Annotated in this window: 14 protein-coding genes; 8 read left to right on the top strand and 6 right to left on the bottom strand. The window is 64.0% G+C overall.

Features of this window, described 5'->3' with window-relative positions:
* The first annotated feature begins 111 nt into the window (after nt 1-111).
* The gene (locus LB519_RS23120) at nt 112-405 is read left to right on the top strand and encodes a hypothetical protein (RefSeq protein ID WP_224621293.1); all 294 of its coding nucleotides are present in this window, start codon (nt 112-114) and stop codon (nt 403-405) included.
* 105 nt (nt 406-510) lie between these two features.
* Here the strand turns inward: LB519_RS23120 and LB519_RS23115 are convergent, their stop codons facing one another.
* Nucleotides 511-1758: a hypothetical protein gene (locus tag LB519_RS23115; RefSeq protein WP_224621292.1), complete on the bottom strand. Its 1248-nt coding sequence runs from the start codon at nt 1756-1758 to the stop codon at nt 511-513.
* A gap of 262 nt (nt 1759-2020) precedes the next feature.
* Between LB519_RS23115 and LB519_RS23110 the strand changes: the two genes are divergently transcribed.
* Nucleotides 2021-2446 (top strand): low affinity iron permease family protein, encoded by a 426-nt coding sequence (locus LB519_RS23110; RefSeq protein WP_013530978.1) that lies wholly within the window; start codon nt 2021-2023, stop codon nt 2444-2446.
* A gap of 3 nt (nt 2447-2449) precedes the next feature.
* Here the strand turns inward: LB519_RS23110 and LB519_RS23105 are convergent, their stop codons facing one another.
* Nucleotides 2450-3316 (bottom strand): SDR family NAD(P)-dependent oxidoreductase, encoded by an 867-nt coding sequence (locus LB519_RS23105; protein ID WP_224621291.1) that lies wholly within the window; start codon nt 3314-3316, stop codon nt 2450-2452.
* Between the two features lie 163 nt (nt 3317-3479).
* Between LB519_RS23105 and LB519_RS23100 the strand changes: the two genes are divergently transcribed.
* Entirely contained in the window at nt 3480-3761 is a 282-nt protein-coding gene (locus LB519_RS23100) for a hypothetical protein (RefSeq protein ID WP_064993811.1), read from the top strand.
* 52 nt (nt 3762-3813) lie between these two features.
* On the opposite strand, the gene LB519_RS23095 is transcribed toward LB519_RS23100, so the two are convergent.
* The gene (locus LB519_RS23095; RefSeq protein ID WP_224621290.1) at nt 3814-4389 is read right to left on the bottom strand and encodes a TMEM175 family protein; all 576 of its coding nucleotides are present in this window, start codon (nt 4387-4389) and stop codon (nt 3814-3816) included.
* Between the two features lie 241 nt (nt 4390-4630).
* Between LB519_RS23095 and LB519_RS23090 the strand changes: the two genes are divergently transcribed.
* Together LB519_RS23090 and LB519_RS23085 are read left to right on the top strand one after the other, a co-directional pair.
* Nucleotides 4631-5032: an SH3 domain-containing protein gene (locus tag LB519_RS23090; RefSeq protein ID WP_063168298.1), complete on the top strand. Its 402-nt coding sequence runs from the start codon at nt 4631-4633 to the stop codon at nt 5030-5032.
* A gap of 184 nt (nt 5033-5216) precedes the next feature.
* Nucleotides 5217-6428: an MFS transporter gene (locus LB519_RS23085; RefSeq protein WP_224621289.1), complete on the top strand. Its 1212-nt coding sequence runs from the start codon at nt 5217-5219 to the stop codon at nt 6426-6428.
* A gap of 34 nt (nt 6429-6462) precedes the next feature.
* Here LB519_RS23085 and LB519_RS23080 read toward each other — a convergent pair whose 3' ends face one another.
* Nucleotides 6463-7935 carry an MATE family efflux transporter gene (locus LB519_RS23080; RefSeq protein WP_024501445.1) on the bottom strand — a complete coding sequence of 491 codons (1473 nt, stop codon included), beginning with the start codon at nt 7933-7935 and terminating at the stop codon, nt 6463-6465.
* Nucleotides 7936-8101: 166 nt separating this feature from the next.
* Nucleotides 8102-9580, bottom strand: coding sequence for an esterase-like activity of phytase family protein (locus LB519_RS23075; protein ID WP_024501444.1), 1479 nt, complete (start codon nt 9578-9580; stop codon nt 8102-8104).
* Between the two features lie 243 nt (nt 9581-9823).
* Here LB519_RS23075 and LB519_RS23070 point away from each other — a divergent pair, with 243 nt between their 5' ends.
* The 3 genes from LB519_RS23070 to LB519_RS23060 all read left to right on the top strand — a co-directional run bounded on the left by LB519_RS23070 (nt 9824) and on the right by LB519_RS23060 (nt 14232).
* The gene (locus tag LB519_RS23070) at nt 9824-12232 is read left to right on the top strand and encodes an FAD-dependent oxidoreductase (RefSeq protein WP_224621287.1); all 2409 of its coding nucleotides are present in this window, start codon (nt 9824-9826) and stop codon (nt 12230-12232) included.
* Between the two features lie 12 nt (nt 12233-12244).
* Nucleotides 12245-13798: a trimethylamine methyltransferase family protein gene (locus tag LB519_RS23065; protein ID WP_224621286.1), complete on the top strand. Its 1554-nt coding sequence runs from the start codon at nt 12245-12247 to the stop codon at nt 13796-13798.
* Nucleotides 13799-13917: 119 nt separating this feature from the next.
* Nucleotides 13918-14232 carry a hypothetical protein gene (locus tag LB519_RS23060; protein ID WP_013530988.1) on the top strand — a complete coding sequence of 105 codons (315 nt, stop codon included), beginning with the start codon at nt 13918-13920 and terminating at the stop codon, nt 14230-14232.
* A gap of 184 nt (nt 14233-14416) precedes the next feature.
* Here LB519_RS23060 and LB519_RS23055 read toward each other — a convergent pair whose 3' ends face one another.
* On the bottom strand, nt 14417-15442 hold the full coding sequence (locus LB519_RS23055; protein ID WP_224621285.1) for a LacI family DNA-binding transcriptional regulator: 1026 nt from the start codon (nt 15440-15442) through the stop codon (nt 14417-14419).
* Nucleotides 15443-15452: the final 10 nt, after the last annotated feature.

The following is a 15452-nucleotide window of genomic DNA, read 5'->3' as shown; positions in this document are numbered from 1 at the left end:
TGAAATTAAACACTCCAAGGTTGCAAGACTTTCGGCAAAATGCACTACTCGTTTCGGGGGTAAGTCGTAAGAAGTCGAAGAAAACACTACTAGCAACAATGGAGAGAAGTCATGAAGAGGTTCGCTTTTGTACTCACCGCTGCTATGGTTTCGTTCTCGACTGTCGGCGCCTATGCCGGCGGCTGGGGAGGTAGCTCGGGTAGCCTGATCAATGTGTCGCCGTCCATCGGTGTCGGCCAGGTGACCGCGCTCAATGGCATCCTGAGTGGCAACAACATCCTGAGCGGCAATGTCGTCCAGGGCATTCTGAACGGCAACAAGACCAACGTCCTTACCGGCGTTCTCAGCGGTATCGGCGTCAATGTCCTTGGCGGCAACAGCTACAAGCTGGGCGGCCGTCACTGAGCAGGAAAGTCACGGGCATCCTTATGTCACGTGTCGTGGGCAGGAGGGTCTTCAACACCCTCCTGCCTCCGCTTGTGGGCCTACCCAGTCAAGCGCGGGAATGAGCTAGATCTTCGCCCGCAGGCCCACAAATGCATCGACCGTGTGTTCGCGCTCGTCGATCACGGTCTTGAAGGTCTCGGAAACGTCGACGCGAACGACAATGGCCATCGATTTGGTCGCGTTGTAGGTCGCTTCGGCATAGACGCCCTTGCGGCGCTCCTGGTTCTCGTAGAGCAAATTGTCCTTGAGCTCATAGAAGATGCCGGAAGCGATGCCGAGGTTTTCGCGCACCTTCATGCCCAGTTCCAATTCCGCGCGCTGCAGCCACGAAGCCAGGGGGTCGTCGGTTTCGGACGTTTCGTAGCGACCGAAATAGGTGCCGCGCAGCTCGAAGCCGTGCGGCAGAGGCTTGCCGAACGTGACTTGCCAGGTCGGACGCCAGCGCTGGTAGATGTTATCGGCGCCACGCAGGAACTGCGCACCCAGGGCCACGCCGAGCGTCGAACCATCGGTGGCCTTGTAGGCCGCCTCGGCGCGCAGCGTATAGGTGTTGAACGATAGGAACAGCGGCGGGTAACCGATTTCCTCGACGCTGGCGAAGAGCGCAGACGCGGACGCGCCGAAGGCAAGCTGGCCAACTGTCCGGGTGACCCGAGCCGCCAACTGGAAGAGATTGCGGTCGGCATGCAGCTTCGCCGGCAAGATGAGATCTTCCTGGAAATGCGTCGCGCCGAGCTTTTCGTAGCTGTCGGCGGCCTCGAGGATCAGCGATGTGGCGTTGCCGAGGTCGATGCCGAGTTGTGTCTGGGCGCCGAAGACCTGCTTGAACTCCCGCGTACCCAGCGTCAGCGGGCCGATATCCAGATTGTCGCCGGTGCTGGAGACGCGATAGCTCAGCGATCCCCTCAGTTCGAGGCCCGGGCCGAGCCGGCGGAAGGCCTCGGCCGACAGCGACAATCCGCGGTCGTCCTCGATCGACGTCTTGTCGTAATGCGTTACCTGGAAGTCCGCGCTGAATTTCGCGTTGGCGTCGTTGTCGCCCCATTGCTGCTGCAGCGAACCGCGCAACAGTGTGTACCAGTCCTTGACCGCATGGTCGCTGTCCAGCGCGTTGTTGGTCCAATGCCTTTCGAGACTGCCGGTGATTGTCGGATCGGTCGCTATTTCGGCAGCCGGTGCTGTTGATGGTTCTGCCCTGGCGGTCACGGCCGCGCAGGCCATCAGCAGGCCTAGGCCGGCGCTGCCAAGCAATCTGCGGGAAAGTGGAGCGACCGTCTGTCCTTCTGCCGGTCGGCGCTTTCGGGAAACCATGCTCCGCGCTCTCCGGACTGAAACCCCTTCCGCCATGCGGGGGTGGCGCAGCGGAAGGGGCTGGAGGTAAACCGCTGTGAAGCGGAAGGAACAGGCACTCTTGCCTGCAGGAGTACTGTGGCATTGAACCCATAAGGTGTGTTTTCCAGACTATTCTCCCTATGCGTGTAGGCAATTGTACCTGAGGTATTTGTTCGCATGGGGAACCTGAAGCGGTCGCTGATTGTTTCTCATCGCGCCGCAGCGTCGAGGATTTCGATAGATGGAAAAGCATTTCACCAAGGTTGCCAACTGGGTCGCCCGCATAGCCGGCCTGCCGCCGACATTCGCCGTCTGTTGCCTCATCATCATCGCCTGGGGGGTGAGCGGTCCGTTCTTCGGCTTTTCGGACACTTGGCAACTTGTCATCAACACGGGCACGACCATCATCACCTTCCTGATGGTCTTCCTGATCCAGAACACTCAGAACCGCGACGGCGCGGCGATCCAGGCCAAGCTCGACGAACTGATCCGGGTCGGCAAGGGCCACAACCACTTCATCGGCATCGAGCATCTGACCGAATCCGAAGTCGAGGAAATCCGCGCCAAATGCGAGCGTGCGGCAAAGCGGCATGACGAACAGATCGCCGACATCGCGGCGAAGAAGGCCGTGGCACAGAAGCGCGGGTCGAAAAAGCAAGCGGCCTGAAAATCAGCCTTTCATGAAGGCTGCGAAACTGCCTTTGTGGTCCGGATGCCAGCGCGACAAAGCGGGGCGGTTCTCGATGATGTCGCCGATCGCCCAGGCCATGCGCTTTTCATCCAGCGGCCGGGCCGCCTCATTGTCCGGGCACAGGATGTAGAAATCTCCCCTGGTCAGGGATTCCAGCATGAAATCCACAACCTGTTCGCCGGTCCAGGCGCCGGCCGGTTTTTCCGTCGCACCCTCGGTCAGACCGGTAAAGGTGAAGCCGGGGATCAGCAGATGGGCAGCGACATGGGGGCCGGGTTCGTTGCGCAACGCGTGCGCCAGGCCTTCCGTGAAGGTTTTCACTCCTGCCTTGGAGACATTGTAGGCAAGATTGCCGGGCGGCGTGGTGATGCCTTGCTTGGAGCCGGTGTTGACGATCAGACCCGGCCTGGCCGAGGCCAGCATGCGCGGCGCGAAGGCCTCCACGCCATGCACAACGCCCCAGAAATTGATGTCCAGCAGCCGTTTCCAGGCATCGCGGTTTTCCCACGGCTTTCCGGGGTTGTCGCCGACGCCGGCATTGTTCATCAGCAGCGACACGCCGCCGAAGGCGCCGAACGCCCTCTCGGCGAGGCGGTCCACCTCATCCGCCTTCGAAACGTCGGCGGCGACGGCAAGCACGGCACCGTCGCCGGCAATCGCGGAAACGGCGCGCGAGGCGTCGTCAAGCCGCGCGCCGCCAATGTCGGCCAGCACGATCTTCATGCCTAGCAATGCAAGCCGCTTGGCGGCCGCCAGACCGATGCCGCTGGCAGCGCCGGTGATCACGGCGGCATTGCCTGGAGCAAGCGCGGGCAGGGCGGTCTGGATCTCGGCGTCGGTGATCATGGGCGATGGATTCCTTGTTCGAAGGCGCCGAACTTAGCGCCGGAACGGGCCGGTGCAAGCCTCTGCTCGTCTTGTCGGGTTGACCAGTCCGGCCGAGGCTGCGCATGTTGCCCTTTGTCCCCGCAAAAGAGATTTAGGCCTGGGGACAAACGGAGGTTCCTGATTGACGGACTGGGTTGCAATTCTGAAGGAGCAGACCGCCATTGGCGACCAGATGGGCCGCGAGGTGCCGCAGATGATGGCCAATCCCGACATCAGCGAAGCGCAGGTGAAGACACTCTTTTCTGCGCTGGAGAAACAAGCCGAGTTCGTCGAGAAACTGCGCATGGCGCTGGAAAAATTCGGCCATGATTTCTCGATCATCAAGGCCGCGGAACGGCTGGAGGAGCTCTATGCCGACCTCGCTGCATCGGTGGCGGAAAAACTGAAAGCGATGCGCAAGTAGGGCAATTTGGGAAAGCCGTGCAGCGCCCTACCTTGAAAATGTGTGAAGACAACTACTTTTCGATCACCCGCGCAAAGCGCCTATCCGGTACGAGCCATATCATCGCGACCAGCACATAGAGCACGACGCCGATCCACTGGCTGACGAAGGTCAGCACGACGGCCACGATATAGACAGCCAGCGAGAGCTTCCCCTTGCGGTCATTACCCAGCGCCTTGGCAAAGGCGGTATCATTGCCGTGCAGGCGATGCAGCGCGGCGGCGAGTATGGTGTAGGCGATGGCGCATAGCGCGAGGTCGGTGCCATAGACTGCTACCGGCACCGGCGCAAAGTGGTTCTCGCCCATGAAGGCTGTGGTCACCGGCATCAGCGACAGCCAGAACAGCAGATTGAGGTTCGCCCACAGCACGCGCCCGTCGACCCGCTGAACGGTGTGGAACATGTTGTGCAGATTGTTCCAGTAGATGCCGACATTGATGAAGGACAGCACGTAGCAGAAGAAGATCGGCCACAACGGCACCAAGGCGGAGAAATCCTCGCCATGCGGCACTTTCAACTCAAGCACCATGATGGTGATGATGATAGCCACGACGCCATCGGTGAATGCCTCGACCCTGCCTTTGCCCATGGATCCCCACCTTTGCCCGCGATGAATTGTCGAAAGAGAGTAACGCTAGCGGATGTTGAGGAACCAATAAATGGCAACCGCGAAATTCCTCAACCATGTCCAAAGAAAATCCGGCATCAGTCCCGCTGGCCAGGACTGTTACGGCCACCCACCTGTTGACTTTTCTTGGCTTGGCCGCTCCTCTTGCAGGGCAATCTTGGCCGAAGCAGGTGAACGGCCGGGATTCGAATGGAGGGGACCGATGAGATTTCGTTTTCTGCTTGTGGCCGCGACCATCCTGGCCGCGGTGTTCGGGACGTCCGCCGCGGCCTTCGCCTACAGCGCTCACACCTCGACCAACCTCAACGTCCGCAGCGGGCCGGGAGCGGGATACGCCAAAGTGGGAACGCTGCCCGCCGGCTTCAGGGTCAATGTCACCGGCTGCCAGCCGGGCTGGTGTAGAATCCATGGCGGCGGCGTGAGCGGCTGGGCCAGCGCCGGTTATCTTGAACGCTCCCAGATCGTTCGCCCGCCAATCATCATCGTGCGTCCGCCGCATCGGCCGCCACACTGGCACAAGCCGCACCGTCCTCCGCACCATCGGCCGCCGCACAGGCCGCGTCCTGGCAAGTGCAAGATCGCGCCCGGCTTTGCTTGCAGGTAACGCCGACCGGTTGAACGATAGATGACGGATCGGAGCCGCTGGCCCCGATCCGAGCCTGTTCAGCCGGCGGACATCCCGCTCAAGCAATGTCCACCGTGCTGTCAGGAGCCTGCCTGTCGGTTGGAACGTCGTGGATGAAACCGCGTTAGATCCTCGATCCCCGAAATTGGTGACGAGGTTGGCCATGGCCATTCGCGATTTTGCGCATACGCACGAAGGGGCAGGTGGCGATGCTCTCGCAATCCCCACCGTCGCCGCGATGATTGCGGTGCTGTTTGCCGGCAGCACGGTGCTGACGCCGCTCTACATCGTCTACAAGCAGCAATTCGGCTTTTCACAAATCACCCTGACGCTGATCTACGCCGTGTATGTCGTCGGCAATCTGGCGGCACTTCTGATGTTGGGCAGCGTCTCCGATATTGTCGGACGCCGGCCCGCGAGCCTGGCGGCCATGCTCGTCGCCATCGTCAGTGCGCTTGTCTTCCTGTTTGCCGTAAACGTCGTCTCGCTCGACGTCGCCCGCATCCTGAGCGGGCTTGGCATCGGCGTCGGCGCGGGGACCGGAACCGCGTGGATTGCCGAGCTTCTTCCCGGCGCGGACAAGTCGCGCGCCAGTGTGATTGCCACCAGCACCAATTTCCTCGGCCTCGGCCTCGGCGCACTGATTTCGGGATTTCTGGCTGAATACGAGCCATGGCCGTTGCGGCTGATCTTCATCGTCTATCTGGCAGCACTTGTGGTGGTGACGATCCTGGTCTGGCGCACTCGCGAAACGGTGGCGAAGCCGGGCGGCCTCGGGCGGATCTCCTTGCGGCCGCGACTTTCCGTCCCGGAGGAAATCCGTGCGCGCTTCGTCGCGCCGGCGGTGACCGGCTTCGGCGCGATGGCGCTGGTCGGGTTCTACGCCGCGTTGGCGCCGAGCATCCTGGCGCAGCAGCTGCATGAGACCAACCATGCCGTCGCCGGCGCGCTGTTCTTCGAGCTGGCGATCGTCACCGCGATCAGCATTGTCGTTCTGATGCACATGAAGAGCAACAAGGCGATGCTGGCTGCGCTGGCATTGATGATCCCAAGCGTCTCGTTGGTGATGGCGGCGCAGATATTGGCCTCGATGGCACTGATGGTTGCTGCGACGGCCTGTTGCGGCGTTGCGGCGGCGCTTGGTTACCGTGGCGGCCTGCAAGTGGTGAACGAGATCGCGCCCAAGGATCGTCGCGCCGAAGTGGTGTCCAGCTTCTTCATCTGCTGCTTTGTCGGCAACGCCTTGCCCGTCATCGGCATCGGCATCGTTTCGACCTATGCCAGTCCCGTCGCTGCCAGCCTGGCGTTCGCCGGCATGATCGTGGTGTTTGCGTTGGTGGCGCTGGCTTTTGGGCTGAAACAACAACGGCGTTGAGGGCCTGGAGCGGTCCAGCGGAACCGGGTTGGCTTCAGCCGTTCGGTGTTTCAGGCGAAAGATGCGCGCGTCCGCGCGGCACGCCAAGACCGGTGTCCGGCGGCTCGCCGGCGGCCGGCCTGTCCTCGATCATGTGCGTGGTGCGCCAGCGGCCGAAACGATAGTAGGCCGCCGCCAGTACAAGCGAGCTGATCGAACCCGCCGGGAAGCTCCACCACAACGCTTCCTCGCCGATCACGCCACGCATGAAATAGGCAAAGCCGGTGCGCACGACCAGCACCGAAATGACCAGGATGATCAGCGGCGGCATCACGGCACCCGTGGCTCGTACGGTGGCAAACAGCACGATGGTTATGCCGAACAGGATGAACGACCACGAGGCGACATTGTTGATGTGGACGGCGATGTCGATCGCCGCGCTGTCGCGGCTCAGGAACAGGCTCAGCACCGAACGGTCGAAAACCGACAGCACGGCAACCAGTGCGCCGGTCAGGACGAGGTTGAAGCCGACGCCTGAGGCGGCGATGCGGCCGATCCGGTCCCAGCGCCCGGCGCCGACATTCTGTGCCGCCATCGAGGACACCGCGGCGCCGATGGCGAGCGCCGGCATCTGGATATAGGTCCACAGCTGGGCGGCGATGCCGTAGGCGGCGGCGACCTGTGAGCCGTAGGAATTGACTATGCCCATCACCGTCAGTGCCGCCGCCGAAATGACGATCATCTGCAGGCCCATCGGCACGCCCTTGAAGACGACGATGCGCAGCAAGGTGGGATCGGGCCGCAGCAGAGCGAGGTTGGCGCCGGCCAGCCGCAGCGGATGCTTGCGCACATAGAGCACGATCAGGATGGCGATCACGCTTACCGTCTGGCCGATCAGCGTGGACGTGGCGGAGCCCGCGATGCCGAGTTCGGGAAACGGTCCGATGCCGGCGATGAGCAATGGGTTGAGCACGATGTCGAGGACGACGGCCAGCGCCATGAAGAAGAAGGGCGTGCGTGAATCGCCGGCACCGCGCAGCACGGTCATGACGAAGGACAGAAGGTTCATCATCGGCACGGCGACGAAGATGATGCGCAGATAGGAGCGCGCCAGCGGCAAGGCGTCGGCCGGTGTGCCGAGCGTGTTGAGAATGGCGTCGACCCAGATCCAGCCGCAGACCGCGAAGATAACCGAGACGAGGAAGAAGAACGTTGCGCTGGTGCCGACGATGCGGCGCGCCTCAGGCAGGTCGCGGGCGCCGACCGACTGGGCCACCAGGATGGTGGCCGCCATGCCGATGCCGAACACAGTGCCGAGGATCAGGAACAGGACGAGGTTGGCGTTAGAGGTGGCGGTCAGCGCCGATTCGCCGAGAAAACGGCCGACCCAGACGGCGTTGATCGAGCCGTTGAGCGACTGCAGCACGTTGGAGCCGAGCACCGGCAGGGCGAACAGCAGAAGCGTGCGCGGGATCGGGCCGCTGGTCAGGTCGCCGGTGCGCCGGCGCGCGGGCATTTTTTCGTCCATGGCGGGCAACTCGGCGGATGGTGATTTGGATCCAGTCCACGATGATATCGCAGGCGGGACCGAGATGCACCCTTGCGAACGCGCCGCACTGAAAGCCGCTGCTTCGTTCATGCCCAGCCGCGAGCCCCAGCGGACGCGCCAAGCGCGCCCGCCTGGGCAGTGGTGGTTACTTCCTGGCGAGACCCGGCAGCGTGACCTGATAGACCAGGAACATGGTGTCGACATCGGCGCCGTCTTCCGCCTTGTAGGGTGCGCCGACCTGAAAACCGTCCTGGGCGAGGAAGTCGTTGTCGTTGGCGACGAACAGGAAGTAGTCGTCGGGCAGCTTCGGATCGAGAACGCTGACCACCGACATCGCCTCCCACTTCTCCGACAGGTTGTTCTTGTCGTTCGGCGCGCCATTGTGCAGGCCGAAGCGGCCGAGTTCGCCCTTGTCGTTGATGTCGATGAACGGCGTCAGCTTGGCCGGCATCACCGACGGGTCGAGCACGCCCTTGGGCGCCAGCGGCTTGTCGGCGGCATCGAAGGCGCCGCCGGCGATGTCGGTCGCGGCCGAGACGTCGACGACGAAGATCTGGCGCACCAGCGAGGTGTCGCCCTTCAGCCCCTGGCCGTTGCCGCTGTCGCGCGCCAGCATCAGGAAGGTCTTGTCGGAGAGCGCCACGATCTCGCTCTGCGCGGCGATCTTGGTCTTGCCCTTGGCATCCTTGAACACCGGCAACGGCACGACATACTCATGCGCCAGTTTGAGGTGGGCGAGGTCGGACGCGTCATAGACCAGCGCACGCGTGTTCTGGCGCGTCGCGGGCGAATCGCCGCCATCCTGCCGGGGCGCCGATTGCAGCACCGCGATCAGGAACTTGCCGTCCGGCGTCATCGCCATTCCCTCCAGGCCCTGGTTGTTCTGGCGGCCGGTCTCGGGGTCCTTCGGATCGGGCTCGGCGGCACCGGGTCCCGGATTGTCCGAGGCGAAGTTCGGCGTGCCGTGGCGCATCGGCACGAAGGCGGCCGGTGGCTGGGTTGCCGACAGCAGATGCCCGTCGGCGGAAAACCGATAGATGTTCGGGCCGTATTCGTCGGAGATGAACATCGAACCATCGGGCAGCCGCACGATCGCCTCGTTGTCGAGCGCCAGCTTGCCATTGTCGGCTTGCGGCAGGATCGGCATGTCGCCGCTTGCCGCGCGCACGCCGTTGAGTGGGTCGAGGCCTGTGGCATCAGCCCCCTTGTCGTCGGTGAGAAGCATGGTGTCGGCGAGCGTTGCCTTGACGCCCGTCTGCTCCTGGCCGGCAGCAGGTGCCGCGCCCGGTGCGACCGGAGCAAATTCGATGGCGATCGTGTTGAGGCGCGGCCGGTAGTCGGTGGTGCCGACGACATTGTAGCCACGGTCCGGCAACAGCCAGAGCGAACCCCTGTAGCCGGCGGTGTCATGCGTCCAGCCTGATGCGTCGATCGCCATGCCGGAACCCGAGCCGAAGGTCTCGCCGAACTTGTCGCGCTGAGCGGCCGGGATGCGGCCGACGCCGACCAGCCCCTTGTTGACGAGGCCGCCGACGGTCGCGGTGCTGTCGGCGAGTGCCGGCGCCAAGGCGGTGAACAAGGCCAGCGCGACGCCAAGCGACGCGGGTCGATACAGGTGCTTCATGGATAATCCTCTTTGTGACGGATGTGCCGGAGCGGCCGCGGGACGAAAAACTGAAAGAGGTGCGACATCGATGATGCTGCGCAAGCCTCCCCGAAATGCGGTCTACGGCGCGAACATGATGCTTGCGTGACAGCGCGCAGTGCATGCCGGCGGTCGACGAAAAACGATGCGCGCGCCGGCACTGGACACTTATGTCCAGTGGATATATGCTCCAGTCTTCGGACCAACCGTGGAGGGGAAGCCTTGAAGTCGCACTACCGCGCAGTCGTCATCGGAGGTGGCGTGGTCGGAGCCTCGGTGCTCTATCACCTGACGCGGTTCGGCTGGAGTGATGTGGCGCTGATCGAGCGCGCAGAACTGACGGCCGGTTCGACCTGGCACGCGGCGGCAGGCTTCCATGCGCTCAACGCCGATCCCAACGTGGCGGCGCTGCAGGACTACACCATCAATCTCTACCGGGAGATCGAGGCCGAATCCGGCTGGGATATCGGCCTGCACATGACGGGCGGCGTCAACATCGCCAGCGATCCCGCGCGCTGGGAGTGGCTGAAATCAGCCTGGGCCGTGTTCCAGTCGGTCGGCATCGAGACCGCGCGCCTGGTCACGCCCGACGAGATCAAGGCGATCTGCCCGATCGTCGACGTCACCGGCGTGCTAGGCGGCCTGCATGATTCCAACGAGGGTCACCTCGACCCGTACGGTACCACGCATGCCTATGCGGGTGCTGCGAAGAAGCGCGGCGCCGACATCATCTTGCGCAACCGGGTCGTCGAGCTGAAAGCACGTGCCGACGGGCGCTGGGACGTCATCACCGAGCAGGGCACCATCATCGCCGAGCATGTCGTCAATGCCGGCGGGCTGTGGGCGAAGCAGCTCGGCCGCATGGCCGGCGTCGACCTGCCGGTGACGCCGATGGAGCACCACTATTTCATCACCGATGACATTCCGGAGATCGCAGCACTTGACAGGGAAATCGGCATCGCCGTCGATCTCGACGGCTTTTCATACCTGCGGCAGGAGCGCAAGGGTGTGCTGCTTGGCGTCTATGAGCAGAACCCAAAGCACTGGAACATGGACGGAGCGCCGTGGGATTACGGCATAGAGCTGATCCCGGAAGACATCGACCGCATCAGCCCGGAACTCGCCAAGGCGCATGAGCGCTTCCCTTGCCTGGCGACGGCCGGTATCCGCAAATGGGTCAACGGCGCCTTCACCTTCACGCCGGACGGCAATCCGATTGTCGGGCCGGTGCGCGGCCTGAAGAACTACTGGGTTGCCTGCGGCGTCATGGCCGGTTTCAGCCAGGGCGGCGGCGTCGGCAAGTCGCTGGCCGAATGGATGATTTTCGGCGAACCGCAGGCCGACATCTTCGGCATGGATATCGCTCGCTACGGTGCCTTCGCCGCCAACCGCGAATATCTCAGGCAGACGACGCGCCAGTTCTATTCGCGCCGCTTCGTCATGACTTTTCCCAATGAACGGCTGTCCGCCGGCCGGCCGCTGAAACGCCCCGGCGCCTATGACGGCATGAGCGCGGCGGGATGCGAATGGACGGCTTCCTGGGGGCTGGAAATCCCGGCCTATTTCGCGCCGATGGGATTTGCCGAGAGCACGACGCTGCGGCGCTCCAACGCCTTCGACATCGTCGGCGAGGAGGCGCTGCAGGTGCGGCGCGCCGCCGGCCTCGTCGATATCTCGGCCTATGCGCGCTATGCGGTGTCGGGGCTGGGTGCGGAGGCGTGGCTCGACCGGCTGCTCGCCTGCCGATTGCCGAAGCCGGGGCGGGCCGGCCTGGCGCCGATGCTCGGCCATGACGGACGGCTGAAGGGCGACCTCACCGTCTTCAACTGGGGCGGCTCTTATTGGCTGATGGGCTCCTACTATCTCCGGGAATTCCACATGCGCTGGTTCGAGAGCCATGCGGCGGAGGGCGTCACCATCGCCGACCTCTCCGACACGATGAGCGGCTTCCTGCTCACGGGGCCGAATGCGCGGGAGATTCTGGAGCGCACGACGCATCAGGATGTTTCCAGCGCAGCATTGCCGTTCATGGCCTGTGGCGCATTCGACATCGGTATGGTGCAGGCACGTGTGGCGCGGCTGTCGATCGCGGGCGAACGCGGCTTCGAAATCAGTTGCCCCGTGACCATGCACGCCACTCTGCGCGACACGCTGCTGGCTGCGGGCGAGGATCTGGGCCTTGCTGAAATCGGCTACTATGCGCTCAATGCGCTGCGGCTGGAGAAGAGCTTTGGCATCTGGTCGCGTGAATTCACGCAAGGCTATACGCCGGGCCAGACCGGTCTCGACCGCTTCATCGCTTTCGGCAAGAGCGACTTCATCGGCCGCGAAGCAGCGTTGAAACAGCGGGAGGCCGGCAGCGGCCAATGCCTGGTGACGCTGGAAATCGATGCGCTCGACGCCGATGCCAGCGGTTTTGAGCCTGTCTGGCATCAGGGCCGACGCGTCGGCTTCGTCACCTCGGGCGGCTATGGCTATACGGTCGGCAAGAGCCTGGCGCTGGCTCTGGTCGACCGCGATTTCGCGGGCGAGGGCACCGCGCTCTCCGTGCATGTGGTGGGTGAGGAACGGCCGGCGCGTGTCGTCGCGGCCTCGCCCTACGATCCCCTGGGCAAGGCAATGCGGCAATGAGGAGGATTTCCGATGGTCGATGACGCGGCACGGGACGGCAGGCGCGAGCGCCGGCGTGGACGCACGGGCGAGGCCGGCAGCGAAAGCAGCCGCCGTCCCAATTACCATTCGCTGAAGAACCCGTTCCTGCCGCAGCCGATCTTTTCGGACGACCAGGTGGCTTCGATCCACGACACGGCGCTGCGGGTGCTGGAAGAGCTCGGCATCAAGGTGCTGCTGCCGCAAGCGCGTGAGCATTTTGCCAATGCCGGCGCCCTGGTCGATCCAGACACCGACATGGTGCGCATCGGCCGTGACATGGTGACGGCGGCACTCGCCTCGGCGCCGAAGTCGATCCACGCTTACGCCGGTTCGCGCGCCCGCGATCTGACGCTGGAGCTCGGCTCGATGACCTTCCTGGCCGGGTGCGGGGCGCCGAACGTCACCGATCTCGAGCGCGGCCGGCGGCCGGGAACACTGGCGGATTTCGAGGATCTGATGCGGCTGGTGCAGCATTTCGATGTGCTGCATATGCTGGGGCCCTGCATCGAACCGCAGGATGTCGACAACCGCTTTCGGCACTATGCCGTCAACCGCGCGCAGTTGACGCTGTCGGACAAGCTCCCGTTCGTCTTCGCGCGCGGAACGCCGCAAGTCGAGGACGGGTTCGAGATGCTGCGGCTGGCGCGCGGCTTGTCGGAAGAGGAGTTTCTGGCAAGCGCGCATTGCTACACCGTCATCAACACCAACTCGCCGCGTCAGCTCGACATTCCGATGGCGCAAGGCATCATCGATTTCGCTCGCGCGGGCCAGGTCTCCGTCATCACGCCGTTCTGCCTGGCGGGCGCCATGGCGCCGATAACGGTCGCCGGCGCGCTGACGCTGCAGCATGCCGAAGCGCTGGCCGGGCTGACGCTGGCGCAGATCGTGAGGCCGGGTGCGCCGGTCGTCTACGGCTCGTTCTCCTCCAATGTCGACATGAAATCCGGCGCGCCCGCCTTCGGCACGCCCGAGCACGTCAAGGCGACGCTGGGCGCCGGCCAACTGGCGCGCTTCACCGGGCTGCCTTGGCGGTCCGGCGGCGGCAGTGCGGCCAACATCTCCGACGCGCAGGCCGCGCACGAGACGCAGTTCGCGTTGTGGGGTTCGGTGCTGGCCGGGGCGACGATGTGCATCCATGCTGCCGGCTGGCTGGAGGGCGGCCTCAGTGTCTCCTTCGAGAAACTGATCACCGACATCGAGGCGCTGCAGACGGTGGCTGAACTTTGTGCTGCGACGCCCGGCGACACCGACACGATTGGTTTCGAAGCTATCGCCGAGGTGCAGCCGGGCGGGCATTTCTTCTCGGCCGGCCACACCATGGCCCGCTACCGCACCGCCTTCTACGAGCCGCTGGTGGCCGACTGGTCGAATTTCGGCAACTGGACGCAAAGCGGCTCGAAGACGGCGAGCGAGCGCGCCACCGGTGTCTGGAGGCGGGTGCTTGCCGATTTCGCGCCGCCGACCTCGGCCGTCGCCACATCAGGCGTGCTGGACGAGTTCATCGCGCGGCGCACGGCAGAGGGCGGAGCGGCGCCGGTGTCTTGAGGCTGGCTCCCGCTGATCGCCCTGGTTGTGGCGTGATCCGGAACCTATAGCGCCTCCCGCGCATTCAAGGCTGCGGCCGGTGCACTGCGCACCGGTGTGCTGTTTGAGGGGAGGACGACATGGGTTTCGACCAGTATCACGAACCGCCTGAAGAACTGTCGCAGGAGGTGCGGACCTTTGCCCGCATGATCACCTCGCTGATCGAGGAGGCGGAAGCGATCAGCTGGTACGAACAGCGCATGTCGGTGGAGAAGGACCCGCAGGCGCGCGCCATCATGAAGAACGCGCAGGGCGAGGAGTTCAAGCATTTCGGCATGGATCTCGAATTCCTGCTGCGCCAGAAGAAGGACTGGCGCGCGGAACTGAAGGAAATCCTGTTCACCACGGGCGACATCGTCAAGGCCGGGGAGCGAGGCGAGAAGAAGGTGGACTAGGGTATGTCGATATTCAGGTGAGGCCGGCCTGCAAACGACGGCTTTCTGCGCTTCCGGTGCTCACGGACCCGAATGTCCGCTCCGCTCCGGTTCTCAAAAGCCATCATTTTCGGCTCGGCCTGATCTGAATCTCAACACACCCTGGCTCAGCGTTTGACAAATTCGCCAGGTCCTGCTGCTGCGATTAATCGCTGTCGCGCGCGACCAGTTCCAGCGGCCAGACCTCGCGGATGATCCGCGGACCTTCCGGGCCGGCGAAGGCGGGAAGCGACGCCAGCAGCATTTCCGCGAGCCGTTGTCCCATCGGCTCCAGCGCCGGGCGGAAGGCGGTCAGGGCTGGCGAGAAATAGCGGCAGAGCGGCGTGTCGACGATGACGGTCACCGCCATGTCGTGGCCCGGCCTGATGCCCATCTCTGCCAGCGCCTTGCAGCCGCCCAGCGCCATTGCGTCATTGTTGAAGATGATGGCGGTCGGCGGGGCCTTGGAGCGCATCACCTGCGGCGTCACCTCGTAGCCGCCGGCCTCGTTGATGAAGCCGGACGCGATCAGCTCGGGGTCGACCGCGATGCCGTGCCGCCGCAAGGCCTTGCGATAGCCGGCCAAAAACAGATAGCCGAAATTGAGGTCGAGCGACGGGCGGACGGCGGCGATGCGGCGGTGGCCGCGCGCCACGAGGCGGTCGACCGCGTCGGCGCCGGCCTTCTCGAAATCGAGGTCGAGGGAAGGGTAGGACTTGGTTCCGGAGCGGCTGCGGCCGAGCGTGGCGAAGGGGAAGCCGGCCTGGGTGAGATAGTCGATGCGTTCATCCTCGCGCCGCGTCCAGGCCAGCAGCACCGCATCGGCGCGGCGCGTCTCGACGACGCGGCGCAGGCGCTCCTGCTGGTAGTCGCCCGGCGCGCCCATGACCACGGTCAGGTCGAGCCCGCTTTCCGCAAGCCTGGCCTGCAGCCCGATCAGGAACGGAATGAAGAACGGCTCGCCATATTGCTGGTCGCCCGGATGCGGCTGCAGCATGAAGGCGATCGAATGGGTGGCGCCTTGCCGCAGACTGCGGCCGGACTGGTTCGGCGAATAGTTGAGCGTCCTGGCCGCCTCGAGCACGCGCTGGCGCGTGTCGGCATTGACGTCGGCGCGGCCGTTCAGCGCCCGCGACACCGTGCCGATCGAAATGTTCAGGTGACGGGCAAGGTCATGAATGCTGGATGCCAAGTGACTGTAC

This window comes from Mesorhizobium sp. AD1-1, from assembly GCF_020164655.1.
GTDB classification, from domain to species: domain Bacteria; phylum Pseudomonadota; class Alphaproteobacteria; order Rhizobiales; family Rhizobiaceae; genus Mesorhizobium; species Mesorhizobium ciceri.
Note: the sequence above shows the minus strand (reverse complement) of the source record. Positions and strands in the feature narration are given on the sequence as shown.

What these genes read in the sequence shown, in the direction of transcription:
- LB519_RS23120 (WP_224621293.1), top strand. Translation starts at nt 112, where the DNA reads ATGAAGAGGTTCGCTTTTGTACTCACCGCTGCTATGGTTTCGTTCTCG.
- LB519_RS23115 (WP_224621292.1), bottom strand. Translation starts at nt 1,758, where the DNA reads ATGGTTTCCCGAAAGCGCCGACCGGCAGAAGGACAGACGGTCGCTCCA.
- LB519_RS23110 (WP_013530978.1), top strand. Translation starts at nt 2,021, where the DNA reads ATGGAAAAGCATTTCACCAAGGTTGCCAACTGGGTCGCCCGCATAGCC.
- LB519_RS23105 (WP_224621291.1), bottom strand. Translation starts at nt 3,316, where the DNA reads ATGATCACCGACGCCGAGATCCAGACCGCCCTGCCCGCGCTTGCTCCA.
- LB519_RS23095 (WP_224621290.1), bottom strand. Translation starts at nt 4,389, where the DNA reads ATGGGCAAAGGCAGGGTCGAGGCATTCACCGATGGCGTCGTGGCTATC.
- LB519_RS23090 (WP_063168298.1), top strand. Translation starts at nt 4,631, where the DNA reads ATGAGATTTCGTTTTCTGCTTGTGGCCGCGACCATCCTGGCCGCGGTG.
- LB519_RS23085 (WP_224621289.1), top strand. Translation starts at nt 5,217, where the DNA reads ATGGCCATTCGCGATTTTGCGCATACGCACGAAGGGGCAGGTGGCGAT.
- LB519_RS23080 (WP_024501445.1), bottom strand. Translation starts at nt 7,935, where the DNA reads ATGGACGAAAAAATGCCCGCGCGCCGGCGCACCGGCGACCTGACCAGC.
- LB519_RS23075 (WP_024501444.1), bottom strand. Translation starts at nt 9,580, where the DNA reads ATGAAGCACCTGTATCGACCCGCGTCGCTTGGCGTCGCGCTGGCCTTG.
- LB519_RS23065 (WP_224621286.1), top strand. Translation starts at nt 12,245, where the DNA reads ATGGTCGATGACGCGGCACGGGACGGCAGGCGCGAGCGCCGGCGTGGA.
- LB519_RS23060 (WP_013530988.1), top strand. Translation starts at nt 13,918, where the DNA reads ATGGGTTTCGACCAGTATCACGAACCGCCTGAAGAACTGTCGCAGGAG.